The organism is Cobetia amphilecti (assembly GCF_020217465.1).
Lineage (GTDB): Bacteria > Pseudomonadota > Gammaproteobacteria > Pseudomonadales > Halomonadaceae > Cobetia > Cobetia amphilecti.
Window position 1 is genome coordinate 306,427 of record NZ_CP084115.1, and the last position, 25,967, is coordinate 332,393.

Consider the following 25,967-nt stretch of genomic DNA (forward strand, 5'->3'; position numbering starts at 1 on the left):
TGCCCCCATCGCCAAATATCGCGCCGCGCGGACAGTTGCTAACCTTCTTCCTACGCTGATGCAGAGGCTCGCAACGAACGCCCCACGCAAAAGAGGGCTACCTTGCGCATTGTCGGTCGCGACATGGCCAGCACCGCCCAGGGCCAGAGCCTGCTCAGCCGCAATGTCCGTCTGCCTACCCACATTACAAGAATGCTCAACCTGCGCCCGGCAGGTTCGCCAAGGAGTCACTCCATGCAAAAGCGCCAGTTCCTCAAGGCCGGTCTCGGTCTCGCCATCGCAGCCTCTCTTGGTCTCAGTGCCGTGGCTCAGGCGGAAGGCAAGTACATCATGGGTACCGCCACCACCGGTGGCACCTTCTACCCGGTCGGCGTGGCACTCTCCACGCTGATCAAGGTCAAGCTCGAGCCGACCGCCGGCATCTCCGTGTCCGCGATCTCCTCTGCCGGTTCCGGCGAGAACCTCAAGCTGATGGAAGAGGACCAGGCCCAGTTCGGCATCATCCAGGGCCTCTACGGCGCCTGGGCATGGAATGGCACCCCGCCGGTCAACAAGGCGCACAAGAACCTGCGCAGCATCTCGATGCTATGGCAGAACGTCGAGCACTTCGTGGCCCGCAATGATGAGGTCAAGTCCGGCACCATCGAGGACATGACCAACTTCTACGGCAAGAGCTTCTCCATCGGCAAGAAGAACTCCGGTACCGAAGGCTCGGGTCGCTTCATCCTCGAGCAGCTGGGCATCGATGCCGACAAGATGGATCTGGCCTACATGGGCTATGGCCCGAGCGCCGACGCGATGCAGAACGGCAACATCGACGGCATGAACATTCCGGCCGGCGCACCGGCCTCCGCCGTGACCCGTGCCTACGCCAACCTGGGCGGCGAGATCACCACGCTGGACTTTACCGAAGAGCAGCTGGCCAAGGTCAACTCCCAGTTCGAACTGTGGACTCCGTATGAAATCGCCGCTGGCACCTACCCGGGCCAGGACGAGGCGATCAACACCATCGCCCAGCCGAACATCCTGGTGGTGCGTGATGATGTCTCCGAAGAAGACGTCTATCAGATCACCAAGACCATGTACGAGAACCTGCCGTTCCTGAACAACATCCACCCGGCCACCAAGGCCATGGCCATCGACAAGGCCATCGCGGGCCTGCCGCTGCCGCTGCACCCGGGTGCCGCACGTTACTTCAAGGAGCAGGGCATCGAGATTCCGGCGCGCCTGATCGCCGAGTGATCCACTCCTGATGTTCCCGCTGCCCTCATCGCTCGCCTCTGGCGGCGGTGAGGGCAGCGCAGTTTCCCAGACCAATAAACCACCGCCGGTCCGGCGCCATGACACTGCCCCGCGTGGGCAAGGTGAGGCGCAGGACCAGAGCAGTGCCCACGATTGATTGCTGTAGAAGCCCGTATTCTCCTCGCAAGCCCGGGCGCATGGTGACGCAAGTCGCCGCTGCGCCATCGCTGTCTGATCCCGTTTTGAGGCAACGCCATGCATGATTCCCGCTCGCCAGAGCCCTCTCGTCCCACTGATAGCGAAGCGCAGGAGCCGGATCTCTCCGGTGTGCGCGACGAATCCGCCGAAGCTGCGCCGTGGCGCATGGAGCTGCCCTGGCTGGGGCGTGCCGTCTTCGTGATCTCCATCGTCATCTGTCTGGCGCACCTGTACTTCAACACCGTCTCGACCCTGTCGGAGCTGTGGGTGAGCGCCTTGCACTACGGCCTGTTCGGTCTGCTGTGCGCGCTGACCATTCCGATGCTGACGCCGGCCAGTGATGGTGCCAAGCGCTGGGTGCTGGGCGTGGATGTCATGCTGGGGCTGGCGGCACTGGGTTGCGGCCTCTATCTGATCGGCTTCGAGGATGCGCTCTATGACCGCGGCGTGGTGTTCTCCACCGCGGACTGGGTGGTCTCCATCGTCGCGGTCGGTCTGATCCTCGAGTTCGCGCGTCGCACCACCGGCTGGTTCATCCCGGTGCTGTGTCTGATCGCGCTGACCTACGTGGCCTGGTGGGGCAAGTATGTCGGCGGCGTGTTCAACTTCCCGGGCCTGACCTGGGAGACGGTGCTGTTCAGAAGCTTCATCGGCGGCGAAGGGATGCTGGGCTCCATCGCGCGCATCTCCTGGTCCTACGTGTTCATGTTCATCCTGTTCGGGGCCTTTCTGGTCAAGTCCGGCGCGGGTGACTTCATCATCGATCTGGCGCGCTGCGCGGCAGGTCGCTTCAAGGGCGGGCCGGGCTTCGTGGCGGTGTTCGCCTCCGGCCTGATGGGCTCGGTGTCCGGTTCGAGTGTCGCCAACACCGTCTCCACCGGTGTGATCACGATTCCGCTGATGCGCCGTGCCGGCTTCCCGGCGCGCTTCGCGGCAGGGGTCGAGGCCGCCGCCTCGACCGGTGGCCAGCTGATGCCGCCGGTAATGGGCGCGGGCGCCTTCATCATGGCGTCCTATACCCAGGTGCCGTACCTGACCATCGTCGGCGTGGCCGCCTTGCCGGCGCTGCTCTACTTCCTGTCGGTGGCCATGTTCGTGCGCATCGAGGCCAAGCGCTCCGACGCCACGGCGCTGGATGACCCGCAGGGCCCGCGTCTCAAGGACGTGCTCAAGGATGGCTGGCACTATCTGGCACCGCTGTTCGTGCTGGTCGGCGCGCTGATCTACGGCTTCACGCCGACCTACGCCGCCGGCATCGCGATCCTGTCCGTCATCGCGGCCTCGTGGCTGTCGAAGAATCCGATGAAGCTCGGCGACATCATCGAGGCGATGCTGGCCGGGGTGCGCAACATGACCACCACGGCGATTCTGCTGATCACCGTCGGCCTGATCGTCAACGTCGTCTCCACCACCGGTATCGGCAACACCTTCTCGCTGATGATCACCGACTGGGCGGGTGGCAGCCTGCTGATCACCATCATCCTGATCGCACTGGCCTCGTTGATTCTGGGCATGGGCCTGCCGGTGACGGCGTCCTATATCGTGCTGGGCACGCTGTCCGCCCCGGCGCTCTACAACCTGATCGCCCATTCCCAGCTGGTGGATCTGCTGGCGGCGGGCAACCTGCCGGAGCAGGCCAAGGCCATCTTCATGCTGGCAGCACCGGACAAGCTGGACCTGCTGGGTGCGCCGATGAGCATGGACGCCGCCCGCGAACTGCTGGCGCTGGTGCCGGATACCTTCCAGAGCCAGCTGTATGAGCAGGCGCTGTCGCCGCACGTGCTGACCATGGCACTGGTGAGTGCGCACATGATCATCTTCTGGCTGTCCCAGGATTCCAACGTCACGCCGCCGGTCTGCCTGACCGCCTTCGCGGCAGCCGCGATCGCCCGCACACCGCCGATGAAGACCGGCCTGATGGCATGGAAGATCGCCAAGGGACTCTACATCGTGCCGCTGCTGTTCGCCTGGAGCCCGCTGATCTCCGGTGACATCGGCGAAATGCTGACGGTGTTCGTGTTCGCGCTGTTCGGGATCTACGCCATCGTCGCGGGCCTGGAAGGCTATCTGGAGCACGAGCTGCCCTGGTGGCTGCGTCTGGCGATGTTCCCGCTCGGTGCGCTGATGCTGTGGCCGCATGGTCAGCTGACCTACGACCTCGCAGGCCTGGTCATCTTCCTGGGCGTGCTGACCTACAGCGTGCGTCAGAGTGGCCGGCAGGAAGCGCTGGCGCACTGAGCCAGGCGTGTCGGATGAGCGCCAGACGCGTCAGTCGATGTGGCTGAAGCAGGCGTGACGCGACGCGATATGCTATGAACGATGCCCGGCATCACTTTCCCCCGCTCAGTCACGCGAGGGTGGTGTGTCGGGCATCGCGCGCTCTGGGGCCTGTCCGCCTCGGGCGTCTTCACTCAACGGGATGGCGGGACAAGGAATGTCGGCATGATGTCGGATGTTGCAGGGCTGACCAGCGGCCTTGATCTGATCAGCGTAGTGGCGCTGATCGCACTGGGTGGCGTGGCCGGTTTCATCAATGTGCTGTCGGCGGGTGGCTCGATGCTGACGCTGCCATTGCTGATGTTTCTCGGCCTGCCGCCTGCGCAGGCCAATGCCACCAACCGCGTGGCGATCGCGCTGCAGAGTGCGACCGCGACCAGCACCTTCCTCAAGGCGGGCGCTCACAACATGGGGGTGGCCTGGCGGCTGGCCGTACCCGCCGTGGCAGGCGCCATGCTGGGCGCCTGGCTGGCGACCCGCATCAGTGCCGAGGCCTTCGAGAGCGTCCTGATCGTGGTGATGGTGGTGTGCTCGATCATGATGCTGCTGCCGACGCCGCGCATCGACACCCGTGAACTGACGCCGGAGCGCATCACGCCCGTGGTGTTGCTGGCGATGTTCGGCATCGGCATTTATGGTGGCTTCATCCAGGTCGGTGTCGGCGTGCTGTTCATCGTGGTGCTCTACCGGCTGCTCAAGATCGACCTGACCCAGGTCAACGTCTTCAAGGTCTTCATCGTGTTGATGTATACCCTGCCGGCGCTGGCGGTGTTCGTGTTCGATGGTCAGGTGCGCTGGGCCTACGGTCTGGTGCTGGCGGTCGGCAACATGAGCGGTGCCTTCCTCGGCGCGCGGGTCAACATGAGTCCCGCGGGCGCGCGGTGGGTCAAGTGGCTGACGGTCGCGGTCATCTTCATCATCGTGCTCAAGCTGGCGCTGACCTGATGCTGGCCTGATGCTGAGCTGATGCTGACCTTATGTTAGACACGGAGTAAGCTCGCGGTAATCTGAGCGAAATGCCAGTCTGTCCTGTCGACACACCGGCACGCCGCTCACCCCCCTATTCATGATGGCGCCGAGCCCGGCTATGGCGTCTCTTCCTTCATCGTTCAGGAGTCTTTCCTCATGCAAGCCATGGTCATCGAGCAGTACGGCGGTCCCGAAGTGTTCGTCGAGCGCGAACTGGAGACCCCGACACCGGCGCGGGGGCAGGTGCGTATCAAGGTGACGGCTTCCAGCATCAACCCCATCGAGGCCAAGCTGCGCAGCGGGCTGGTCAAGTCGCACCCGGAATTCCCGGCCATTCTCAATGGCGATGTCTCCGGGGTGATCGATGCCGTCGGCGAAGGCGTATCGGACTTCTCCGTCGGGGATGAAGTGCTGGGTTGTGCCGGTGGCGTGAAGGGCTGGCAGGGTGCTCTGGCCGATTATATGATCGCCGACACCCGTGTGATCGTGAAGCGCCCGAGCCTGGCGGCGCTGACGCTGGAAGAGTGCGCGGCCTTGCCGCTGGTGTTCCTGACGGCCTGGACAGCGTTGGTCTCGCGCGGTCAGATCAAGGAAGGCGAGCACGTGCTGATCCACGCCGGCACCGGCGGCGTCGGCCATGTCGCGGTACAGATCGCCAAGTATCTCGGCGCGCATGTCACCACCACCGTGTCCAGCGAAGCCAAGGCGGACCTGGCACGCCAGCTGGGCGCCGACGAGATCATCAACTACCGCGAGGAAGCGGTCGCGGACTACGTGACGCGCCTGACCTCCGGGCGTGGCTTCGATCTGGTCTTCGACACCGTCGGTGGTGACAACCTGGATCGCTCCATCGAGGCCACCGCGACCTCCGGTCGTCTGTGCTCCATCAATACCCGCTCGACCCACGACCTGACCCAGCTGCACTCCAAGAACCTGTCGCTGCACGTCATCTTCCGCTCGGTACCGCTGCTGACCGGTATCGGCATGGACGACCAGCCGGAGCTGCTCAACGCCCTGAGCGAGATGCTGGAGGCCGGTGCGGTTCGTCCGCTGCTCGACGAGCACCAGTTCAGCTTCCGTGACGTCGCCAAGGCGCATGAGCTGCTGGAGTCCGGCGAGGCGCTGGGCAAGATTCTGCTGGTAAATCGTTGAGTATTGGCACCTTCGGTCAGTGAGGGTGTCTTACCTTCATTGGCCGTTGATCAGGAAGAGAAGTGATGAGAATGACGCGTTTGATGGTGGCTGCCCTGTTGGTGGCCAGTGTGAGTCTGGCCGGCTGCAATACCGTGGCCGGTTTCGGCAAGGACCTGGAGCATCTGGGCGGTTCGATCGACAACGCCGCCAGCTGATTGCCCGAAAGAGAGGAATGCCCATGCGACGATTCATGATGATGACTGGCACCGCGCTGCTGTTCGGCCTGCTGTTGGGTGGCTGCAATACCGTGGAAGGTTTCGGGGAAGATCTCGAACACCTTGGGGGTTCCATCGAGGAATCGGCCAGTTGATGGCACTGTCCATGACATGGGCGGCGAGTGAACAAAACATGAATCTCACCCCTTGAAAGCCCATGGGGCGGCCCAAGGTATGAGGGTAGAGGCGCAGGAGCTGGCGCCTTTACGAGATTTTTCGATATTCACTACCGCAAGGAGCATGACCATGTCCCGCACCATTGCACTCATCTTCGCCTCTTTCTTCACTCTGGCCGCGCTTTCCGGCTGCAACACCGTTGACGGTGCCGGCCAGGATGTCGAGCATGCCGGCGAAGCTGTCCAGGACGCCGCTCAATAAGCGACGCCCCGGATAGTGGTGATATCCAACGCCCGGCCATTGTGCCGGGCGTTTTCGTGTCTGGTCGCCGCTCAGGCTGACTGACGGGCCGCCTTGCGTCATCATAGCGCTGACGACATGCGCCCTCAGCGTACGTCACTCCCGCCACCGCGAGCCAAGGGCCCGACATGGATCATCGACAGTTGAGTTTTCTGGTCGCACTGGCCAGTGAGCGCCATTTCGGTCGCGCAGCGCGGGTCTGTCATGTAACCCAGCCGACGCTGTCGGCGCGCCTCAAGCAGCTCGAGGAGGAGCTGGGCACGGCGCTGATATTGCGCGGCCACCGCTTCGAGGGCTTCACGCCCGAAGGGGAGCGCGTGCTGACCCACGCACGGCGCATTCTCGCCGAGCTGGATGAGCTGAAGGGAGACCTGTCGCCGGACGCGGTGCTGACCGGCCGCCTGTCACTGGGCGTGGTGCCGTCGGCGCTGGCGGCGGTCGGTGAGTTTCTGCCGCGGCTGCGCGAGGCCTTTCCGCAGCTCTCGCTGCGCCTGCGTGAGCTGTCGACCTCATCGCTGGCCCAGGGACTCGAGGATGGCGAGCTGGATCTCGCAGTCGGCTACCCCGCGGCGCCCGCGATGAGCGGCTTTGCCTGTCGACCGCTCTATCCGGAGCATTCGGCCTTGATCGCCAGTCAGACGCATTTCCGCCTGCCCGACGCGCCGCAGTGGGAGTGCCTGCGTGACTATCCGCTGGTGTTGCTGACGCCGGAGATGCAGCAGCGGCGACGCCTCAATCAGCAGTTCGAGCTGCTGGGACTGCAGCCCTCGCCCTTGTTGGAGGCCAATTCGATTTCCGGCCTCGGCGTGATGCTGGAGGCTGGCCTGGGGGTCAGCGTGCTGGCGGAAAACCTGGCCGATTCGCGGCTTGGTGAAGGGCTGATCGCGCGTCGGCTGCCCGGTGAGGGCGAGACGGTCGGGTTGTTGTGGCGCAGTGGTCAGCAGCGTAGCCGACGGCTAAATGCCGTGCTGGAGCTGCTGCGTTCGCTGCCTCACTCGGCGGGTGTGGCCGATTGAGCGAGCCTGCAACGCAGAACACCCCGTCGAGACGGGGTGTTCAGGTAGCGAAAGCGGCGTTGGCTGCTATCAGCTCTTCTTGCTGGCTTCCAGCGCGGCACGGCGGGCGGCTTCACGCTGCTGCTGCTTGGCATCGCGCCGCGCCTGCATCTGGGCGACGGCATCCATGCCCAGGTGGGCTTCGCCACGTTCTCTGGCGAGGCGAATCTGGTTCTCGCGCTCGGCGAAGCGCGCCTTCTGGGCATCGCTCAGCTTGTCGTAGCAACGCGGGCAGCTGACGCCTTTCTGGTAGCGCTCGCTCTGCTTGTCTTCCTCGGTGATCGGCAGGCGGCAGGCATGGCACTGATCGTACTGGCCGGGGCGCAGCTGATGGTCGACGGTGACGCGCTCATCGAACACGAAGCACTCGCCCTGCCACAGCGTCTCTTCCTCGGGCACCTCTTCCAGATACTTCAGGATACCGCCCTTGAGGTGATAGACCTCATCGAAGCCCTGCTCCTTGAGATAGGCCGTGGACTTCTCGCAGCGGATGCCGCCGGTGCAGAACATCGCCACCTTGCGGTACTGTGCCGGGTCCAGCTCACGCGAGACGTAGTCCGGGAAATCACGGAAGGCAGTGGTGTTCGGGTTGACGGCACCGGCGAAGGTCCCCACTTCCACTTCATAGTCATTGCGCGTGTCGATCAGCAGCACCTCAGGATCGGAAATCAGCGCATTCCAGTCCTTCGGCTCCACATAGGTCCCGACGGTGTGACGTGGGTCGATGCCCTCGACGCCCATGGTGACGATCTCGCGCTTGAGCTTGACCTTGGCGCGCAGGAAGGGCGCCTGCTCGGCCAGTGACTGCTTGGTGTCGAGCTCGGCCAGGCGCGGGTCGCTGGTCAGCCAGGCGAGCAGCGCATCGATGCCCGCGCGTGAACCGGACACGGTGCCGTTGATGCCTTCGCGGGCCAGCAGCAGGGTGCCGCGGATGGCGTGCTCGTTCATCACCGCCAGCAGCGGGTCGCGTAGCGCCTCGAAGTCCTCGAGGGTGACGAACTTGTAAAGCGCGCAGACCACATGCTGCGGCGCCAGCGGGCTGGGGCGGCTGGAGGCAGACGTGCTGGTCAGCTGCGGGGCGCTGGCCTGATCAGACGCGGCGGTCAGGTCGGGAGTGTCGGTCATGCGAAGGTCCTCATGCGGGCCGGAACGTAAATCCGGAGCAGGATGATCGAGAGATGAGAGCGGCCGGCGGGCGGGTGATAGCGCGACAGCAGGAGCACCCTCAAGGGTCGGCGACGCATTTTACGCGACTCGCGCGCGAATTTCTCGCCCACTGCGATGGCCCGCATGCCTGTCACCGGCCGGACGCCATCTTCATTGGTGGTGTCTATCAATTGGCGGCTCGGCTCAATTGGTCGCCCTCACGGCATGACGGTAGGATATTCCCATATTGCGCAGAGGTCGGCTGAGGGTTGCGCGCGCCATTCTCGCCACGCATCTGCGCCACGGAGAGCCGTAATGAAAGATTCGCTCTATCAACAGGCGCCAGGCGCTGCAGGCTATGCGGATGCCCGCGAGGTGCCGCTGCGCGAGCTGGATGGCCCATCGGAGCTGCCGGTAAGTCTGGCGCTCAATGACACCGCGATGGGCACCTTGCTGGCCAGTCCAGAGGCCCTTGAGCCGCTGGCGCTGGGGCATGCCTTCACCGCGGGCTGGATCACGCGGCGTGACGAGGTCTCGGCGATCCATCTCTCGCGGCTCCGTCATGGGCTGGCGGTGCGTCTTGAGGTCAGTGACTCGCTGGCGCGCAAGGCCGAGCGTCATCAGCGGCGTGAGAGCAGTGTCTCGAGTTGCGGCGCCTGTGGCGTGCAGGACGAAGCGGAGCTGATGGCGGGACTCATGCGTCTGCCGCCACGGGCAGCGCTGGCACCCGACGCGCTGATGCGCGGGCTGGAACGCCTGGAGCGCGCCACGCGCCGCGGCATGCATCTGGCGCTGGGGTTGGACGCCGAAGGCGGTCTGATCTCGCAGGGCGCCGATATCGGTCGCCACAATGCGCTGGACCGCGTGATCGGCATGAGCCTCGACAGCGGTGTGTGGCCCGAGGCGTTGCTGGTGTCGAGCCGCTGCAGCCTGGAGCTGGTGCAGAAGACCATCCGTGCGCGCATTCCGACCCTGATCACCCTGGCGGTGCCCTCGCGACTCGCCGTCGAGACCGCCCGCGCCTGCGACCTCAATCTGATCTGTGCCCACCGCGGGCGTCGACTCGAATTGCTCAGCGGTCACGCTGATCGCCCCCGTTCATCCTAGCCAGTGGATCCTGACATGACCGACATTGCTGCCCCCGAGATCGAGACGCCTGCGTCTGCCAGCCTGCCCCGCGAGGATGCGCAACAGACGCGTCATCCGCGCATTGCCGCCTATTCCGGGCCGGCGGGTGGCTGGGGCGCACTCAAGAGCGTCGGTCAGCATGTCAGTCACTCCAGGGCGCCGTGGAAGAGCGTGCGCTCCCTGCTCAAGGCCAATCAGGACAAGGGCTTCGACTGCCCCGGCTGTGCCTGGGGAGACCCGGAACACGGCTCCTCCTTCGAATTCTGCGAGAACGGCGCCAAGGCGGTGGCCTGGGAAGTGACCGCCAAGCGTGTCACGCCGCGCTTCTTCGCGCAGCACACCGTCACGGAGCTGCTGGGTTGGGACGACTTCATGCTCGAGGATCAGGGGCGTCTGACCGAACCGATGCGCTACGACGCGGCCAGTGATCGCTATATGCCGATCAGCTGGGACGCGGCCTTCGAGCTTGTCGCCGAGCACCTCAGCGCGCTGACGTCGCCGGATGAGGCGCTGTTCTATACCTCGGGGCGTGCCAGCAACGAGGCGGCCTATCTCTACCAGTTGTTCGTGCGTCTGTTCGGCACCAACAATTTCCCCGACTGCTCCAACATGTGCCACGAGGCCAGCGGTGTCGGCATGAAGGCGAGTCTCGGCGTCGGCAAGGGCACGGTGCTGCTGGAGGACTTCGAGCACGCCGATGCCATCTTCGTGTTCGGTCAGAACCCCGGCACCAATCACCCGCGCATGCTGGGCGATCTGCGGCGTGCCTCACGGCGTGGCGCGCGCATCGTCAGCTTCAATCCGCTGCGTGAGAGGGGGCTGGAGCGCTTTGCCGACCCGCAGTCGCCGCTGGAGATGATGACCCTCTCCAGCCAGCCCATCAGCCATCGCTATTACCAGCCGCGCATGGGCGGCGACATGGCGGCGGTGCGCGGCATGGCCAAGGCGCTGTTCGCGATGGAGGCGCGGGGCGAATTCACGCGCGCCGCCAGCTTCATCGCGGCGCATACCCGCGGCGTCGAGGCCTGGCAGGCGCTGGTCGAGGCGACCGAGTGGGCAACCCTCGAGGACCAGTCCGGCCTGACGCGCGCTCAGCTCGAGGAGGCAGCAGCCATCTTCGCGGGCGCCGACAACGTCATCTGCACCTGGGCGATGGGCATCACCCAGCATCTGCATGCCGTCGAGAGTGTGCGCGAGATCGTCAATCTGCTGTTGCTCGGCGGGCATTTCGGCCGTCCCGGCGCCGGGGCCTGTCCGGTGCGTGGCCATTCCAACGTCCAGGGCGATCGCACCATGGGTATCGACGAGAAGGCGCCCGCCTGGCTGATCGATGCGCTGGAAGCGCGCTACGGCGTCAGCATGCCGCGTACGCCGGGCTACAACACCGTGGAGAGCCTAGCGGCGCTGGAGCAGGGCAAGGCGAAGACCTTCATCGCGCTGGGCGGCAACTTCACGCGCGCCACGCCGGACAGCGAGCGGACCGAGGCCGCGATGCGCAACCTCGAGCTCAACGTCCAGATCAGCACCAAGCTCAACCGCAGTCATCTGGTGATGGGCAAGCAGACCGATGCACTGATTCTGCCGTGTCTCGGTCGCAGCGAGATCGATCGCTCCTCACAGGTGGCTTCCCAGCACATCAGCGTCGAGGACTCGATGTCGATGGTGCACTCCAGCGCCGGCATCAAGGCACCGGCCAGCCCTGAATTGCGCTCCGAGCCCGGCATCATCGCGGCGATCGCGCGTGCCACCCTGGCGCGCGTGCTGCCGGCGCGAGGTATCAGTGATCCGGTCGATTGGCAGGCCCTGAGCGAGAACTATGATCTGATCCGTGACGAGATCGCGGTGGTCATTCCCGGCTTCGCGGACTTCAATTCACGGCTGGCACACAAGCGCGGCTTCCACCTCGCCAATCCGGTACGCGAGCTTGCCTTCCCGACCTCCAGCGGCCTGGCCGAGTTCTCGCACATGCCGCTGCCGGAGTCGGTGATGCATCAACAGCTGGCGCGGCGTGACGGCTGGCTGACGCTGCAGACCATGCGCAGTCACGATCAGTACAACACCACCGTCTACGGCTACAACGACCGCTATCGCGGCGTGTCGGGTCAGCGGCGGGTGATCTTCATCAATGGTGAAGACCTGGCGCGGCTGGGGCTGGCCGACGGTGATTGGGTCGACATGCTCGGCGAGCCGCGTCCGGACGGCAGCGAGCGACGTGCGCCACAGTTCCGTCTGGTCGAGTACGACATCCCGGCCGGTTGCATCGGGGCCTACTATCCGGAAACCAACGTGCTGGTCGCGTTGGAAAGCCACGGCGCTGATACCGGTACGCCATCCTCCAAGGCGGTGCCCGTGCGTCTGGAGCGCAGTTCACGCATCGCCTGACGGCGCGAGATGTCAGCAGCAGGGTGCATGCATCACCACACTGCCGTGCCGCGAGGAGACTCGTCGCGCGGCAGTCGTGTGTCTAGAATATTCCCGTGCGCCGAGCCAGCTACGCTCGGCACACGTCTTTTCCGTCCTCAGTGCTGCCCCAACCACCGTTCAAGAGAGTGATCCATGCAATATCTGCACACCATGCTGCGTATCCGTGATGTCGACGCTTCACTGCATTTCTTCCGTGACCTGCTCGGCATGGTCGAGATCTCGCGCAAGGATTCCGAGAAGGGCCGCTTCACGCTGATCTTCCTGGCAGCCCCGCAGGATGCCGAACGTGCCCGCGAGATGCAGGCGCCGATGCTGGAACTGACCCATAACTGGGACCCGGAAGAATACGAAGGTGGGCGCAACTTCGGCCATCTGGCCTATCGCGTCGAGGATATCTACGCCACCTGTCAGCATCTGATGGACAACGGCGTGACCATCAATCGCCCGCCGCGTGACGGCCACATGGCGTTCGTGAAGAGCCCGGATGGGATTTCGCTGGAGCTGCTGCAGGCCGGTGACGCCCTTGCGCCGCAGGAACCCTGGGCCTCCATGAGCAACACGGGCAGCTGGTAAGCAAGCAAGGTCGCATGTTGACGTGTGCGTAAACGTCGCATTCAGGCAACGCAATAGCCGAATTATGACTGGTGCATCGCCCAGCAGGGCTTATGATGTAATGAAGTTCATAAGCCCCGCAGCATGATGTGTGACATGTCGTGCTCGGCCTTTGTGGAGTGTCATCGCGGCAGGCAGCTATACCTTCTTCCTTTCTCTTGCTGCCCGCCTGCCGCGATGTTGCACCTCCTTGAGTCGCGTGAGGGACCGCCACGCGGACACTGCCTAGCTGGCAAGGACTGCCTGATGCCGAGAGTCATAAGCGCCTGGCTACGTCATGAACCACGATTGCTCGCCGTGGAGCATCGTCGTTTCTACCATGCCTATCTTTGGGTCTATCTGATGCTGATGGGCCTCTTCGTGGTGTGGGTTCCCTTCTTCACTCTCTTCAACGAGCCGCGGCTGGCATTCGTCAGCGGCATCATGGCGCTCGTGTCCGTGCTGGGCGTGATGCTGCACCGGGCGCATCAGTTGACGCTGGGCCTGGCCCTGATGATGAGCGCCTTGACGCTGATGGCCTGGCTCTCGGTTTTCTGTTTCGGGCTCTCGGCGGGCTATGAGTACTATTTCTTCATCGTGATGGCCGGTATTCACCTGGCCCCGCTGGCGGCGCGTGTTCGAGTGGTGACGACCCTGATGCTGTTCATGGCGGCTGTCTCGGCACTGATGGTCTCGCCAGTCCTGCATGAGGGCGGCGTCCTGTCGGCCTGGGTGCTGCAATCGACCAATCTGTTCGCGGTCTTCCTGATGATGGTCACCTTCCTGTGGCGCATGCTGGCGCTTACCGAACATTTCGAGCGCCAGTATCTGAAGGATGCCAGTCGTGATGAGTTGACCGAATTGCTCAATCGCCGCCAGATATTGCGCCACGCCGAGGACTGGTGGCGTGACGGAGTGCCCTGTGCGGTCTTGATGCTGGATGCGGACAACTTCAAGCGCGTCAATGACCTGCATGGCCATGCCGTCGGTGATGAAGTGCTGCGTCATCTGGGCCGCCTGCTGACGGCTACGCTTCGTCAGGGCGATCGCGCCGGGCGTGTCGGTGGCGAGGAGTTCCTGGTGCTGCTGCCACGTATCGGGCGCACCGAGGCCATTTCCGTGGCGGGACGCATGCGCTCCCTGCTGGCCAAGTCTCCTCCGGTCTTCGCCGGCACGCCGGTGCCGGTCACGGTTTCCATCGGCGTTGCCATCAGTCATGAGGTCGATTCGCTGGATGAGCTGATGCAGCTGGCCGACAGGCGGCTGTATCACGCCAAGCACAATGGGCGTGATCAGGTGGTGGCCGGTGGGGAACACGAGATGACAGGCTTTGCCACGCCCGATGTCAGCCCCCCGCCCCCCGGCAATGACGGCGGCGGGCTTGGCAAGGCAGAGGCCGTGGAGGAGGGCGCTCGCGACAAGGAGGATGACCGCCAGGAAAAGCGGCACCACAAGGATTCCAGCCCTTTCTCGCGGACACCCCTCGCCGGCTGACCTGAGTTCAGGTTCTTGAGTGCAGGTTCACGAATGCTGCTTCAGGAGCGCTGCTTCAATCGGGCCAGCGCGTTCTCCATGCCACGGGCAACGGTGGTCGCCAGTGGTGTGCACAGCACCCAGGGCAACGCGATCAGTGCAATGCTGAGCGAGCCCAGATAGACATCGCTGAACCAGTGAGCGCCGACCATGATCCGCGGAGCGCTCAGCAGTACCACGAACGCCAGGCTGCACAGGGCGATGCGGCGCGGTGCGAAGGCCAGCATGAAACTCGCGAATACCATCAGCATCAGGCCGTGATCCCCCGGGAAGCTGTTCGACGCCGAATCCTTGGTCTTGAAGGACACCAGTTCGGAGAGATGCTGTGCGTGGCTGAAGAAGCGCGTCGGGCTGGCATGGCCATAGCTGATGGCACGCAGCACGAACAGCGAGAGCAGGCCCGCCGTCAGCAGCATGGTGATGCCGATGCTGGTCCAGCGGCGATAGCGGGCAGGCTGCTGATCATTGAGCATCGCCCAGCAGAACAATACCCCCATCATGGCGAAGGCCACGGCGTCGAAGGCGCGCGTGTTCAGAATGCCGAGCAGCGTGTCCCAGTGCGGATTGAGCGGTGTGATGAACTGGTTGAAGTCCCAGAAGACATCGCTGTCGAGGGTGGGCCAGAAATTCAGCGCCGGTACCCACCAGCACGCCAGCAGCGCCACTCCCAGCGAATTCAGGAGCACCAGTCGTCGCAGGTTGAATCCTGTCTTCGACCTCTGCGAGCGGGGCGGGGGTGAGGGTTGCACGTGCGGGGCCTGCTGCGAACCACTGACTCGCTGTGAAGACGCAGTATCAGCGGCGTGCAAGGAAGGACTGTCGGGGGCGGCGGGAGTCATGTCGTGTCAGCTCTGCGGGGCTCATGTCGGTATAGGCTCACTCAGGCCGGTAGCTCGTTGGCTCGGTGGCCAGAGGACTCGAGACAGGCGACGCTGAGTGGCGATCTGGTCGAAATTCTAGTGCAGGCTTTGCTTTGAAAACACTGTTTTCAAAGTTGGCGAGGTGGACAGATGGTTGCGTCCATCGCGCTGGTGGCAAGCCTGCAGCAGTCCGGCAGGTGACACTCAGGCGCATGTCGTGAGGGCCTGTCGTTCATGACAGCCGTGCGCATGATCGCTACCCTTGCTGTCATGTCCGTTCCTTACCCACCGTTCTTTCCGTCTGCCGGGTGACTGCCGTTGCCGGCAATGCCACTGGCGGGCGCCACAGGAGTCATCCATGTCCATTACCGTGCGTCGTCTATCGCGTTATACCTCCGTGGGGTTCGCTATCTCCTTGCTGGCTGGCTGCGCGGCCATGACACAGCCTCCGCAGGGCAGTGACTCATCGGGTGCCGCTGCTCCTGCTCTGGTGGGCACCCAATGGAGTTTCTCCGCCACGGATGCCAGTGAAGAGGCCGCCAACTTCCTGCTGCAGCCTCCCAGTCAGCAGCAGCTGGCAGACGAGGAGGATGACCGTCTGCGTCTGGTCGGCAGCAATGGTTGCAACCGCCTGATGGGGCCGGTGGTGCTGGATGAGTCGCGTCAGACGCTGGATATCGGTCCGCTGGCCTCGACCATGAAGATGTGCCCCAACCCTGAGCAGTCCAACGCCTTCAATCGTATGCTCGAGGATGTGGCCAGTTATCAGATCATCGGCAGCGGTGAGAGCGCTCGGCTGCGCGTGATGGATGACACCGGCTATCTGCTGGCGACCTTCATGCCGCTGGAAGGCCCCGCCGAGTAATTGCTCGGCGCGCTTTTCTCGATGAGCTCATCTCGATGCGCTCATCCGGCGTGCCTGGGAGGGCGATTCGCGAGCGGGCTGCCAGAAACGAGAAAGCCCCCTGCACCGTTCGGTGCAGGGGGCTTTTGCTTGCGTGAAGCGCGTGCGTGACTTACAGCGCTTCGATCTTGACGCGCTGGCTTTCCAGCAGCGCAAGTTCCGCCTGGGCGTCGGCCAGCTTGGCGCGCTCCTTCTCGACCACATCAGCCGGTGCACGACCGACGAACTTCTCGTTGCCGAGCTTGTTCTCGAGGCCGGTGATGACCTTCTGCTGCTTCTCGTGCTCCTTGTCGATGCGCTTGAGCTCGGCTTCCTTGTCGATCAGGCCTGCCATCGGCACCAGCACTTCCAGCTCACCGACGCGCTGGATGGCGGACATCGGGGCTTCGTCGCCTGCCGCCAGGAAGGTGATGCTTTCCAGACGTGCCAGTTTGGAGAGGAACAGGCGGTTGGCTTCCAGACGCTCGGCATCGCCAGCCGCGCCGTTCTGCAGGAAGACTTCCAGCGGCTTGGCCGGTGACAGGTTGAGCTCGCCGCGCACGTTGCGGATGGCGATGATGATGCCTTTCAGCCACTCGATATCGCGGATGGCCTGCTCATCGATCCGGTCGGCTTCGGCCTGCGGCCACGCCTGGCTCATGATGCTCTCGCCTTCCACCGGCTTGCCCGCGTGCGGTGCGATACGCTGCCAGATCTCCTCGGAGATGAACGGCATCATCGGGTGGATCAGGCGCAGGATGGTCTCGAGGGCGCGCACCAGGGTGCGACGCGTGCCGCGCTTGGCTTCGATGCTGGCGTTGTCGTCCCACAGAACCGGCTTGGACAGCTCCAGATACCAGTCGCAGTACTCGTTCCAGATGAACTCGTAGAGCGCCTGGGAGGCGTGGTCGAAGCGGAACTCTTCCAGCGCGCGGGTGACCTGCTGCTCGGTCTGCTGCAGGCGCGCGATGATCCAGCGATCGGCCAGCGACAGTTCGACGGCTTCGCCGTTGACGCCGCAATCCTGGTCCTCGGCATTCATCAGCACGTAGCGCGCCGCATTCCACAGCTTGTTGCAGAAGTTGCGATAGCCATCGAGACGGCCCATGTCGAACTTCACGTCACGCCCGGTGGAGGCGAGTGACAGCAGGGTGTAGCGCAGCGCATCGGTACCGTGAGGCTCGATGCCCTCCGGGAACTCGTTGCGCGTGGCCTTGGCGATCGCCTTGGCCTTCTTCGGCTGCATCATGTTGCCGGTACGCTTCTCGACCAGCTCCTCGATGCCGATGCCGTCGATCAGGTCGATGGGATCAAGCACGTTGCCCTTGGACTTGGACATCTTCTGACCGAGGCTGTCGCGCACCAGACCATGCACGTAGACCTTGCGGAACGGTACTTCACCCTTGAACTTCAGGGTGAACATGATCATCCGCGCCACCCAGAAGAAGATGATGTCGAAGCCGGTGACCAGCACGTCGGTGGAGTGGAAGGTCTTGAGCTCTTCCGTGTCCGCCGGCCAGCCGAGGGTACCGAAGGTCCACAGCGCGGAGCTGAACCAGGTGTCGAGGACGTCTTCGTCCTGACGCAGTTCGACGTCGGCACCCAGGTTGTTCTCGGCGCGGACTTCCTCTTCATTGCGGCCGACATAGACGTTGCCGTCGTTGTCGTACCAGGCCGGAATGCGGTGGCCCCACCACAGCTGACGCGAGATGCACCAGTCCTGCAGGTCGCGCATCCACGCGAAGTACATGTTCTCGTAGTTCTTGGGCACGAACTCGATGTCGCCGTTCTCGACCGCTTCGATGGCCGGACGCGCCAGCTCCTCTACGGCCACGAACCACTGGTCCGTCAGCAGCGGCTCGATGACATCGCCGGAGCGGTCACCGTGCGGCAGGGTGTTGTTGACGGCCTCGACCTGCTCCAGCAGGCCCAGCGCGTCCATGTCGGCGACCAGCTTCTCGCGGGCGACGAAGCGATCCAGACCGGCGTAGGCGGCCGGTAGGCTGGCATCTTCTTCAGGCTGCGGACGGCCCTGGAGGTCATAGATCTCGGCGCGATCCAGGATGGTGGCATCCTGGCTCATCACGTTGATCAGCAGATGGCCCTGACGCTTGCCGACTTCGTAGTCATTGAAGTCATGGGCTGGGGTGATCTTGACGCAACCGGAGCCCTTTTCGATGTCGGCGTGCTCATCGGCGACGATGGGGATACGACGGCCGACCAGCGGCAGTTCGATGAACTTGCCGACCAGGCTTGCGTAGCGCTCGTCCTTGGGATTGACGGCCACGCCGGTATCACCCAGCAGGGTTTCCGGGCGCGTGGTGGCGACGGTGACGTAGTCCTTGCCATCGGCGGTCTTGACGCCATCGGCCAGCGGATAGCGGAAGTGCCAGAAGCTGCCCTGCTGATCGCGGTTCTCGACTTCGAGATCGGAAATCGCGGTGTGCAGGGTCGGGTCCCAGTTGACCAGACGCTTGCCGCGGTAGATCAGGTCTTCCTTGTGCAGGCGCACGAAGACTTCCTGCACCGCCTTGTAGAAGCCGTCATCCATGGTGAAGCGCTCGCGCTTCCAGTCGATGCTGGTGCCCATGCGACGCAGCTGGCGGGTGATGTTGCCGCCGGACTCTTCCTTCCACTCCCAGATCTTGTCGGTGAAGGCTTCGCGGCCGAGATCATGGCGGGTCTTGCCTTCTTCGGCGGCGACCTTGCGCTCGACCAGCATCTGGGTGGCGATACCGGCGTGGTCGGTGCCTACCTGCCACAGGGTGTTGCGACCCTGCATGCGGCGCCAGCGGACCAGGGTGTCCATGATGGAATCCTGGAAGGCGTGGCCCATGTGCAGGGAGCCGGTGACGTTGGGCGGCGGGATGACAAGTGAGAAGCTCTCGCCCTGGCCTGACGGCGCAAAGCGGTTGTCGGATTCCCAGCGCTCGTACCAGCGCGTCTCGATGGCGTTCGGTTGGTAGGTCTTGTCCATGGGTCTGCATTGATCCGGTTGGGCGGGGCGTCCCGCGCCGGCTCAAGGAGCGGTCAGCGCAGGCAGAAAATGGGCTCGATTATAGCGCCGCTGATGACGGGCGTCATTCGGTCTTGGCGGGCAGGCACTCGTGGCGTCTGGCAGACGCTGTTTTCACAAAGCAGGCAACATCCACGCACTGATGCCGTATCCTGTTGCGACCTCATGAGCCGAGGCTTGCCGCCTCGCACACTTCCCATTCTCTCACGCTCGCGGAGCCGCAATGTCCAAGCCTCGCCCCACGGACGGTGCCCCTCGTCCGACACGTCGTTGGGTCTGGCATGAACTGCTGCGTCATGCGCTGGTGCCATTGCTGGTGCTCGAGGTGGCGCTGCTGGGCTGCTATCTGGTGTTGCACTGGCTGGTCTCCGGGCAGCAGGACTCCACGCGCAGTGAGCTGGTGAATACCCAGCTCGAGCAGCTGACCCATTACGAGGCAGAGCACATCAGCCTGCTGGCGGACGACTGGCGCAGCGATGCCCGCCAGCTGGCGCGCAGCACTCTGCGTCACATGGACACCCCCGTGACGTCCCGCCAGCGCGAGCAGGAGCTAAAGCGTCACATGAGCGCGGGCGACGGCACCCTGTACGTCGCCGAGAACGATGGTGGCGCCGGCTCCTATTACTCCTCGCTGGTGCCCAGCTATCTGCAGGACCACGACAAGGTGGTGCGCCTCTCGGCAATGGATGCCCAGGTGTCGGACATGCTCGCCACGCAATCCGAGCTGCGCCAGATCTGGTTCTCCGGCTACGACGGCTACTTCCGCATATCGCCGTGGACCGATACCCGCAACATCTTCACGCCCGGTGTAGACCTCACCAGCTACGGCTTCTACTACCTGGCGGATGACCGCAACAACCCGAGTCGTGGCGCCGTCATCACGCCGCCCTACCAGGATCCGGTCGGCAGCGGTTGGCTGGTCTCGACGCTGATGCCGGTCCATCGCGGCGACTTCCTCGAAGGCGTGGTCGGCATCGACGTCACCCTCGATTCTCTGGTCGAGCGGCTCGAGAATGCCGAGCTGCCCTGGGGCGCCTATCTGATTCTGGTGAGTGACGATGTCGTCATGGCCATGCCGCGTGTCGGCGAGCAGGATTTCGGCCCCCAGCCCGCCCCTGAAGTGGTGCCGATGCCGCTGCTGCACGATCGCTTCCTCGATACGGCGCATGATGTCGAGAACTCCCCGGCCATGGCGCACCTGCTGCGCAGCATCTCGGATGAGGCGCAGGGCGTGCGCAGCGTTTCCTTGCTCGCCGGTGAGCGGCTGGTCGGCTGGCAATCGGTGCCGGGCACCGACTGGCGGTTGTTGGCGGTGGTGGATGCGCAGCAGGTCAACAGCGGCATCGATATCTGGAATGAACGCTTCAATCAGCTGGGCTACGTGATGCTGGTGGGACTGATTCTGTTCTTCTTCGCCCTGCTGGTAGTGATGCGGTGGCGGGCCGAGGCCATGGCGGCCACCCTGTCCGAATCACTGGCACGCCTCAGCGACATGGCGCTGCGCATCGGTCGCGGTCAGCCCGTGGTGCGCGAGCGCTTCCAGCTGCAGGAGCTGGATCAGGCCGGTGAGGCGCTGCGCGAAGCGGCTCAGCGGCGCGACCAGATCGAGCTTGAACGCGCCGAAGGTGCGCGGCACGTCGAGATGGTGATGGCGGCCTCCGGCGATGCCACCTGGCGCTATGACTTCGATCAGGACGATCTCTACCTGCACGAGAATTTCTTCCTGATGCTGGGGCTGCCGGTCCGCGCCAGCATGCATCTGGCGGACCTTGACGCCATGACGCACCCGGAAGACCTCGTCGGCCTGCTCGAGGCGCGCTGGCGAGTCATGCACGGTGAGAGCTGGGCCGAGGCACGTGACGTGCGCTATCGGCATGCGCGTGGTCACTGGGTCTGGGTGCAGATTCGCGGCCAGATCACCCGGCGTGATCATGAGGGGCGGCCACAGCGCGCCACCGGGCTTGCGCTGGATATCCAGCGCCACAAGCAGTCACTCAAGCTGCTGGAGGCGGCCCGCGACAGTGCCACCGAGGCCAGCCAGTCCAAGTCGCGTTTCTTCTCGAGTTTCAGTCACGAGATTCGCACGCCGCTCAACGCCATCATGGGCTTCACGGATCTGCTCTGCGAGGAAGCCGATCTGACCCGCGAGCAGCGCCGCTACGTGGATGAGGCCAGTCATGCGGCGGCACAGCTGTCGGCGCTGATCGAGGACGTGCTGCAGATGTCGAGTCTGGAAGCCGGTGATCTGCCGCTGGACTGCCAACCTCTCTCGGTGGGCCAGAAGCTGATCCGGCTGGCAGGGCAATATCAGCCGCGTCTGGAGAGCGCCAACCTGACGCTATCGCTGGCACTGGAAGGCGAGTCACTGTGGCTGAATGCCGACCAGCGTCGCCTGGATCAGATTCTCGGCAACCTGATGGGCAACGCCATCAAGTACAACCGCGAGGGGGGCTGGATCCGCCTGGCCATCGGCCAGGAGCGCAATGCCAGCGGAGTGGAGATGGGCTGGGTGGAAATCACCGATGGCGGCTTCGGCTTTGATTCCGCGCAGGCGGTCCAGCTGTTCCAGCCGTTCTCGCGTCTGGGACGAGAAGATTCAGGCATCGAGGGCACCGGGCTCGGGCTGGCGCTGTCGCGGGAGCTCGCCCGCCGCATGGGCGGTGACATCACGGCGCGGGGCGAGCTGGGCGAGGGCGCCAGCTTCCGGGTCTGGTTGCCGCTGGCGGATGTCAGCGCCCATGAGCGCGTTGTCCAGGCGGCGTGGTCGGCGGAGAAGGTGCTGCCGGTGCCCTGTCGCTGGCTGGTGATCAGCACGCGGGCGCAGGACCGTCTGCGCCTCGAGGTGATCGGCAGTCACGTCGCCAATCTGGAGATCATCATCGCCAGCAGTGCGGCCCAGGCGTTGCGCCTGGTGCGAGATGTCAGCCCGTGTCTGGTCATCTTCGGCGATGTGCCGGACATGAACGTGGTAGCGCTGTTCGCCGAAATCCAGCGCATGCCGCGCGAACTGCCTTTGTGGGCCGTGCGTATCGGGGAGCGTGACGCCAGCGAGACCGCAGGCGGCCTGCCCGAGGCCTTCTTCGACAGCGGTGAGAGCCCGCCGAGCATGGCCGATATCGAGCGCTGGCTTTCGCATCTGCAGGATAACTTCAAGCTTGCCCAGGCTCTGGGAATGTAACGAAAGCCGGTCCGCTCAGCTGACGCCCTTGAGCTGATGCGAGCGCACGGCATAGCCGCGTGACTTGTAGGTGCGCCAGCATTCGCGTTTGGTGACCAGAACATCCTGATGCTGATTGATGATCTCGGCGACGCGCTCGAAGCGTGAGAACCACTCGGGAATCTCGGGGTGCAGGTTGAGCAGCGCCTCGATACCCGGCGCCGGGGCGTCCTGCCAGCCGATGGTGACCGGCGGGCGCGGCACGTCATCGGCGTGTTCGGCCTCGCGGGCGGCCATGTCGAGATCGATATCCAGCGCATGGGGCACGAAGCTTTCCGGGCGGAACTGCCACAGATGCTCATCGAACTGACGCGCCATCGCCTCGTCCTCGACATGCACATGCAGGCGAAAGCCCTTGGCGTGGATGGTCTCGGCCAGCCGGCAGGCGAATTCCAGCCGGGCTTCCAGCGTGGTGTCGGGCAGGATGTAGAAGTCGATCTGGGTCATGGGCACCGCTCGGGCAAGGAATTCTCGAGCGCTCAGGATACCGCACTCGCCGCGCGGCTTCGATGCAGCCTGCCTCCCGTGACATTTTTCCGCAGTCAGATATCCGTGCGCCAGAAACCCCAAGGCCCGCCTCTTTCGAGGCGGGCCTTGGGGTTTTGGTCATCCTTCAAGCCACAGGGGCAGGCTCGAGGGCTTGTTCCCGTGCACTGATACCAGAGCACTTATTTCAGCCACCTATGCCAGGCGCGTCATCCAGCCACGCGTGTCTTCGGCGCGACCGTATTGCAGATCCAGCAGCTGGCTGCGCAGACGCATGGCGACATCACCGGCGTTGGCGGTCAGGTCGAGGCGGCCTTCTTCACTGACCAGCTCGCCCACCGGCGTGATGACGGCAGCGGTACCGCAGGCGAACACCTCGGTGATCTCGCCGGAGGCGATGCCTTCACGCCACTCGTCGATGCTGATAGGGCGCTCTTCCGGCGTCAGGCCCAGATCGGTCGCCATGGTCAGGATGGAGTCACGGGTGACACCTTCCAGAATGGTGCCGGTCAGGCGCGGCGTGACCAGACGGCCGTCCTTGAAGACGAAGAACAGGTTCATGCCGCCCAATTCCTCGACCCACTTGTTCTCGGCGGCGTCCAGGAACACGACCTGGTCACAGCCATTGGCGGAAGCTTCGCTCTGCGCGGCCAGTGAGCCCGCGTAGTTGCCGCCGCACTTGGCGAAACCGGTACCGCCGGCGGCCGCACGGTTGTAGTGCGAGGACAGCCAGATGGAGACCGGCTTGATGCCGCCCTTGAAGTAGGCCGCCACCGGTGAGGCGATCACGTAGTAATCGACTTCACGCGACGGACGCACGCCGAGGAAGGCTTCACTGGCGATCATGAACGGGCGCAGATAGAGGCTGCATTCGTCACTGACGCTGGCCGGAGTCGGCACCCAGGCGCTGTCCTGCGCGAGCAGGGCCTTGAGCGAGCCGACGAAGTCCTCGTCGGACAGCTCCGGCAGTGCCAGACGGCGGGCGGAGTTGCGGAAACGTGCGGCGTTCTTCTCGGGGCGGAAGGTCCACACCGAGCCGTCTTCATGACGGTAGGCCTTGATGCCTTCGAAGATTTCCTGGGCGTAGTGCAGTACCGAGGCGGCGGGGTCGAGGCTCAGCGGGCCGTAGGGGCGGACTTCATGGCCGTGCCAGCCGCCGTCGGCGGTCCAGCGTACATGGGCCATGTGATCGCTGAAGTGACGGCCGAAGCCGGGATTGGCCAGAATGGTGTCACGAACGGCAGCATCCGCCGGTTGCGTGGACGCGCGGACGTCGAAGCCTTTGGTCACGTGGGTGTCTCCGTAGCAGCGAGACCCCCGACGCGGAACGCCGGGGGTCGAATCATTTTTATAGGACCTCTCGGGTCAGCGGTGCCGAGTGGCGTCGCGACCCGCGTGTCTCAACGCTAGCACGCTATCGAGAGCATGCGAAGCCTCAGACGGTCTCTTCCTGCGGGGCGCTGAGTTCCGCTTCGCGATCCAGCAGGTATTGGGTCAGAAGGCCCACCGGGCGGCCGCTGGCGCCTTTCTGCTTGCCGGACATCCAGGCGGTGCCGGCGATGTCCAGATGCGCCCACGGGAATGTGTCCGCGAAGCGGGACAGGAAGCAACCTGCGGTGATCATGCCGGCTTCGCGACCGCCGATGTTGGCGATGTCGGCGAAGTTGGAATCCAGCTGCGTCTGATACTCGTCCCACAGCGGCATGTGCCAGGCGCGGTCCCAGGCTTCTTCGCCGGCGTCGAGCAGGTCGAGCGCCAGGTCATCATCGTTGGAGATCAGACCGGTGGCGTGATTGCCCAGCGCGATGACGCAGGCGCCGGTCAGGGTGGCGATGTCGACGACGCTGGCCGGCTCGAAGCGCTCGGCGTAGGTCAGCGCATCACACAGCACCAGACGGCCTTCGGCGTCGGTGTTGAGGACTTCGACGGTCAGGCCCTTCAGGGTCTTGATGATGTCGCCCGGCTTGGTAGCGCGGCCGTCCGGCATGTTCTCGGCGCTGGCCACGATGGCCACCACGTTGAGCTTGGGCTTGAGTTCCAGCACGGTGCGCATGGTGCCGAACACGCTGGCCGCGCCGCCCATGTCGTACTTCATCTCGTCCATGCCGGCGCCCGGCTTGAGCGAGATGCCGCCGGTATCGAAGGTGATGCCCTTGCCGACCAGCACGTGCGGGGCTTCGTTCTCGTCTTCCGCGCCGCGGTATTCCATCACGATCAGGCGGCTCGGCTCTTCACTGCCGCGGCCGACCGACAGCAGGGACAGGGCGCCGAGCTCCTCGAGCTCTTCCTCGCCGAGCACGGTCACTTTCAGGGCGCCATCGGAGGCAGCACCCAGTTGCTCGGCACGCTCGCCGAGGTAGCGCGGCGTGCAGATGTTGCCCGGCAGATTGCCCAGCGTGCGCGCTTCATTGACGCCCATGCCGATGGCGGCACCGACGCGCAGGCCGGCTTCCAGTTCGGCCTGACGCTGCTTGTCGGCACTAACCACGCTCAGGCGGGTCAGAGAGACGGGCTCGCCCGGCTTGCTCTTCATCTCGGTGAAGCGATAGGCAGTGCGCAGCGCGCTCTCGGCGATCATGCGCGCCATCCAGTCAGCCTCGCGCAGCTCGAGATTCAGCTCGAGGCCAGCGAAGGCCGCGTCTTCGATGGGCAGCTTGAGCAGAGCGGTCATGGCGGCGTCGAGGCCACGCTTGTAACGGCTTTCGTCGAGCTTTTCCTCACTGCCGAAACCGGCCAGCAGCAGGCGCTGAGCGCCGAGGCCCGGAGCGAAGGGCACCAGCAGGGTATTGCCGAGCTCGGGCTTGAAGTCGCCGCGCTCGATCAGCTGGGAAATCAGCTTCTCGCTGGCATCGTCGAGTCGTGCCGCAGCACCGGTGAGGTCGCCCTCGATGACAGGTACCACGATGCAGGCGGTTTCAAGCTGGGCCGGATTGGCAGTGACTACAGGAAATTCCATGGCAACTCCACGCGCGCGAGTGAGGGTACGAAGATGAACAGTACAAGGATGAAGGATGTCGTCAGGCCAGGCGTGCCCGGCTCGCGGCGACATCGGGGTCATGGTCTGGATGGGGGCGCAGACCGCTCATGACAAGCTGAGCTGGCATGCACGAGTGAGG

At 64.3% G+C, this 25,967-nt stretch carries 20 protein-coding genes; 14 read left to right on the top strand and 6 right to left on the bottom strand.

Features of this window, described 5'->3' with window-relative positions; genetic code table 11:
• Positions 1 to 234: 234 nt before the first annotated feature.
• The 8 genes from LCW13_RS01385 (at position 235) to LCW13_RS01420 (ending at position 7,528) form a co-directional block, all read left to right on the top strand.
• Positions 235 to 1,242: a TAXI family TRAP transporter solute-binding subunit gene (locus LCW13_RS01385; protein WP_043333219.1), complete on the top strand. Its 1,008-nt coding sequence runs from the start codon at positions 235 to 237 to the stop codon at positions 1,240 to 1,242.
• Positions 1,243 to 1,605: 363 nt separating this feature from the next.
• Positions 1,606 to 3,678, top strand: coding sequence for a TRAP transporter permease (locus LCW13_RS01390; RefSeq protein ID WP_152965327.1), 2,073 nt, complete (start codon positions 1,606 to 1,608; stop codon positions 3,676 to 3,678).
• Positions 3,679 to 3,882: 204 nt separating this feature from the next.
• Positions 3,883 to 4,662 carry a sulfite exporter TauE/SafE family protein gene (locus LCW13_RS01395; RefSeq protein WP_225347489.1) on the top strand — a complete coding sequence of 260 codons (780 nt, stop codon included), beginning with the start codon at positions 3,883 to 3,885 and terminating at the stop codon, positions 4,660 to 4,662.
• Between the two features lie 180 nt (positions 4,663 to 4,842).
• Positions 4,843 to 5,838: a zinc-dependent alcohol dehydrogenase family protein gene (locus tag LCW13_RS01400; RefSeq protein ID WP_043333218.1), complete on the top strand. Its 996-nt coding sequence runs from the start codon at positions 4,843 to 4,845 to the stop codon at positions 5,836 to 5,838.
• A gap of 65 nt (positions 5,839 to 5,903) precedes the next feature.
• Positions 5,904 to 6,035 (top strand): entericidin A/B family lipoprotein, encoded by a 132-nt coding sequence (locus LCW13_RS01405; RefSeq protein ID WP_084589348.1) that lies wholly within the window; start codon positions 5,904 to 5,906, stop codon positions 6,033 to 6,035.
• A 23-nt stretch (positions 6,036 to 6,058) separates the two neighbouring features.
• Positions 6,059 to 6,190 carry an entericidin A/B family lipoprotein gene (locus LCW13_RS01410; RefSeq protein WP_107335644.1) on the top strand — a complete coding sequence of 44 codons (132 nt, stop codon included), beginning with the start codon at positions 6,059 to 6,061 and terminating at the stop codon, positions 6,188 to 6,190.
• A gap of 151 nt (positions 6,191 to 6,341) precedes the next feature.
• Positions 6,342 to 6,473: an entericidin A/B family lipoprotein gene (locus LCW13_RS01415; RefSeq protein WP_043333217.1), complete on the top strand. Its 132-nt coding sequence runs from the start codon at positions 6,342 to 6,344 to the stop codon at positions 6,471 to 6,473.
• A 167-nt stretch (positions 6,474 to 6,640) separates the two neighbouring features.
• Positions 6,641 to 7,528 carry a LysR family transcriptional regulator gene (locus tag LCW13_RS01420; protein ID WP_084589346.1) on the top strand — a complete coding sequence of 296 codons (888 nt, stop codon included), beginning with the start codon at positions 6,641 to 6,643 and terminating at the stop codon, positions 7,526 to 7,528.
• Positions 7,529 to 7,597: 69 nt separating this feature from the next.
• On the opposite strand, the gene trhO is transcribed toward LCW13_RS01420, so the two are convergent.
• Positions 7,598 to 8,692 carry an oxygen-dependent tRNA uridine(34) hydroxylase TrhO gene (gene trhO / locus LCW13_RS01425; RefSeq protein ID WP_084589345.1) on the bottom strand — a complete coding sequence of 365 codons (1,095 nt, stop codon included), beginning with the start codon at positions 8,690 to 8,692 and terminating at the stop codon, positions 7,598 to 7,600.
• A gap of 336 nt (positions 8,693 to 9,028) precedes the next feature.
• Here trhO and LCW13_RS01430 point away from each other — a divergent pair, with 336 nt between their 5' ends.
• The 4 genes from LCW13_RS01430 to LCW13_RS01445 all read left to right on the top strand — a co-directional run bounded on the left by LCW13_RS01430 (position 9,029) and on the right by LCW13_RS01445 (position 14,350).
• Positions 9,029 to 9,820, top strand: coding sequence for a formate dehydrogenase accessory sulfurtransferase FdhD (locus LCW13_RS01430; protein WP_052384488.1), 792 nt, complete (start codon positions 9,029 to 9,031; stop codon positions 9,818 to 9,820).
• 15 nt (positions 9,821 to 9,835) lie between these two features.
• The gene (locus tag LCW13_RS01435) at positions 9,836 to 12,223 is read left to right on the top strand and encodes an FdhF/YdeP family oxidoreductase (protein ID WP_084589344.1); all 2,388 of its coding nucleotides are present in this window, start codon (positions 9,836 to 9,838) and stop codon (positions 12,221 to 12,223) included.
• A 174-nt stretch (positions 12,224 to 12,397) separates the two neighbouring features.
• Positions 12,398 to 12,838 carry a VOC family protein gene (locus tag LCW13_RS01440; protein WP_043333215.1) on the top strand — a complete coding sequence of 147 codons (441 nt, stop codon included), beginning with the start codon at positions 12,398 to 12,400 and terminating at the stop codon, positions 12,836 to 12,838.
• Positions 12,839 to 13,123: 285 nt separating this feature from the next.
• Positions 13,124 to 14,350 carry a GGDEF domain-containing protein gene (locus tag LCW13_RS01445; protein ID WP_167333688.1) on the top strand — a complete coding sequence of 409 codons (1,227 nt, stop codon included), beginning with the start codon at positions 13,124 to 13,126 and terminating at the stop codon, positions 14,348 to 14,350.
• Between the two features lie 41 nt (positions 14,351 to 14,391).
• On the opposite strand, the gene LCW13_RS01450 is transcribed toward LCW13_RS01445, so the two are convergent.
• Complete coding sequence (locus LCW13_RS01450) at positions 14,392 to 15,075, bottom strand: phosphatase PAP2 family protein (RefSeq protein WP_225347490.1); 684 nt, start codon at positions 15,073 to 15,075, stop codon at positions 14,392 to 14,394.
• A gap of 532 nt (positions 15,076 to 15,607) precedes the next feature.
• Here LCW13_RS01450 and LCW13_RS01455 point away from each other — a divergent pair.
• Entirely contained in the window at positions 15,608 to 16,114 is a 507-nt protein-coding gene (locus LCW13_RS01455; RefSeq protein WP_043333213.1) for an META domain-containing protein, read from the top strand.
• Positions 16,115 to 16,265: 151 nt separating this feature from the next.
• On the opposite strand, the gene LCW13_RS01460 is transcribed toward LCW13_RS01455, so the two are convergent.
• Positions 16,266 to 19,109 carry a valine--tRNA ligase gene (locus LCW13_RS01460; RefSeq protein ID WP_043333211.1) on the bottom strand — a complete coding sequence of 948 codons (2,844 nt, stop codon included), beginning with the start codon at positions 19,107 to 19,109 and terminating at the stop codon, positions 16,266 to 16,268.
• 262 nt (positions 19,110 to 19,371) lie between these two features.
• On the opposite strand from LCW13_RS01460, the gene LCW13_RS01465 reads away from it, so the two are divergent.
• On the top strand, positions 19,372 to 22,326 hold the full coding sequence (locus LCW13_RS01465) for a cache domain-containing sensor histidine kinase (protein ID WP_043333209.1): 2,955 nt from the start codon (positions 19,372 to 19,374) through the stop codon (positions 22,324 to 22,326).
• Positions 22,327 to 22,341: 15 nt separating this feature from the next.
• Here LCW13_RS01465 and LCW13_RS01470 read toward each other — a convergent pair whose 3' ends face one another.
• The 3 genes from LCW13_RS01470 to LCW13_RS01480 all read right to left on the bottom strand — a co-directional run bounded on the left by LCW13_RS01470 (position 22,342) and on the right by LCW13_RS01480 (position 25,807).
• Positions 22,342 to 22,812, bottom strand: coding sequence for a DNA polymerase III subunit chi (locus tag LCW13_RS01470; RefSeq protein WP_043333207.1), 471 nt, complete (start codon positions 22,810 to 22,812; stop codon positions 22,342 to 22,344).
• A 234-nt stretch (positions 22,813 to 23,046) separates the two neighbouring features.
• Entirely contained in the window at positions 23,047 to 24,141 is a 1,095-nt protein-coding gene (locus LCW13_RS01475) for a branched-chain amino acid aminotransferase (protein ID WP_043333205.1), read from the bottom strand.
• Positions 24,142 to 24,286: 145 nt separating this feature from the next.
• The gene (locus LCW13_RS01480) at positions 24,287 to 25,807 is read right to left on the bottom strand and encodes a leucyl aminopeptidase (RefSeq protein WP_043333204.1); all 1,521 of its coding nucleotides are present in this window, start codon (positions 25,805 to 25,807) and stop codon (positions 24,287 to 24,289) included.
• Positions 25,808 to 25,967: the final 160 nt, after the last annotated feature.

Coding starts and splice junctions, on each gene's coding strand:
- LCW13_RS01440 (WP_043333215.1), top strand. CDS start 12,398: ATGCAATATCTGCACACCATGCTGCGTATCCGTGATGTCGACGCTTCA.
- trhO (WP_084589345.1), bottom strand. CDS start 8,692: ATGACCGACACTCCCGACCTGACCGCCGCGTCTGATCAGGCCAGCGCC.
- LCW13_RS01480 (WP_043333204.1), bottom strand. CDS start 25,807: ATGGAATTTCCTGTAGTCACTGCCAATCCGGCCCAGCTTGAAACCGCC.
- LCW13_RS01430 (WP_052384488.1), top strand. CDS start 9,029: ATGAAAGATTCGCTCTATCAACAGGCGCCAGGCGCTGCAGGCTATGCG.
- LCW13_RS01420 (WP_084589346.1), top strand. CDS start 6,641: ATGGATCATCGACAGTTGAGTTTTCTGGTCGCACTGGCCAGTGAGCGC.
- LCW13_RS01445 (WP_167333688.1), top strand. CDS start 13,124: ATGCCGAGAGTCATAAGCGCCTGGCTACGTCATGAACCACGATTGCTC.
- LCW13_RS01400 (WP_043333218.1), top strand. CDS start 4,843: ATGCAAGCCATGGTCATCGAGCAGTACGGCGGTCCCGAAGTGTTCGTC.
- LCW13_RS01415 (WP_043333217.1), top strand. CDS start 6,342: ATGTCCCGCACCATTGCACTCATCTTCGCCTCTTTCTTCACTCTGGCC.
- LCW13_RS01470 (WP_043333207.1), bottom strand. CDS start 22,812: ATGACCCAGATCGACTTCTACATCCTGCCCGACACCACGCTGGAAGCC.
- LCW13_RS01455 (WP_043333213.1), top strand. CDS start 15,608: ATGTCCATTACCGTGCGTCGTCTATCGCGTTATACCTCCGTGGGGTTC.
- LCW13_RS01390 (WP_152965327.1), top strand. CDS start 1,606: ATGGAGCTGCCCTGGCTGGGGCGTGCCGTCTTCGTGATCTCCATCGTC.
- LCW13_RS01405 (WP_084589348.1), top strand. CDS start 5,904: ATGAGAATGACGCGTTTGATGGTGGCTGCCCTGTTGGTGGCCAGTGTG.
- LCW13_RS01435 (WP_084589344.1), top strand. CDS start 9,836: ATGACCGACATTGCTGCCCCCGAGATCGAGACGCCTGCGTCTGCCAGC.
- LCW13_RS01465 (WP_043333209.1), top strand. CDS start 19,372: ATGTCCAAGCCTCGCCCCACGGACGGTGCCCCTCGTCCGACACGTCGT.
- LCW13_RS01395 (WP_225347489.1), top strand. CDS start 3,883: ATGATGTCGGATGTTGCAGGGCTGACCAGCGGCCTTGATCTGATCAGC.
- LCW13_RS01460 (WP_043333211.1), bottom strand. CDS start 19,109: ATGGACAAGACCTACCAACCGAACGCCATCGAGACGCGCTGGTACGAG.
- LCW13_RS01385 (WP_043333219.1), top strand. CDS start 235: ATGCAAAAGCGCCAGTTCCTCAAGGCCGGTCTCGGTCTCGCCATCGCA.
- LCW13_RS01410 (WP_107335644.1), top strand. CDS start 6,059: ATGCGACGATTCATGATGATGACTGGCACCGCGCTGCTGTTCGGCCTG.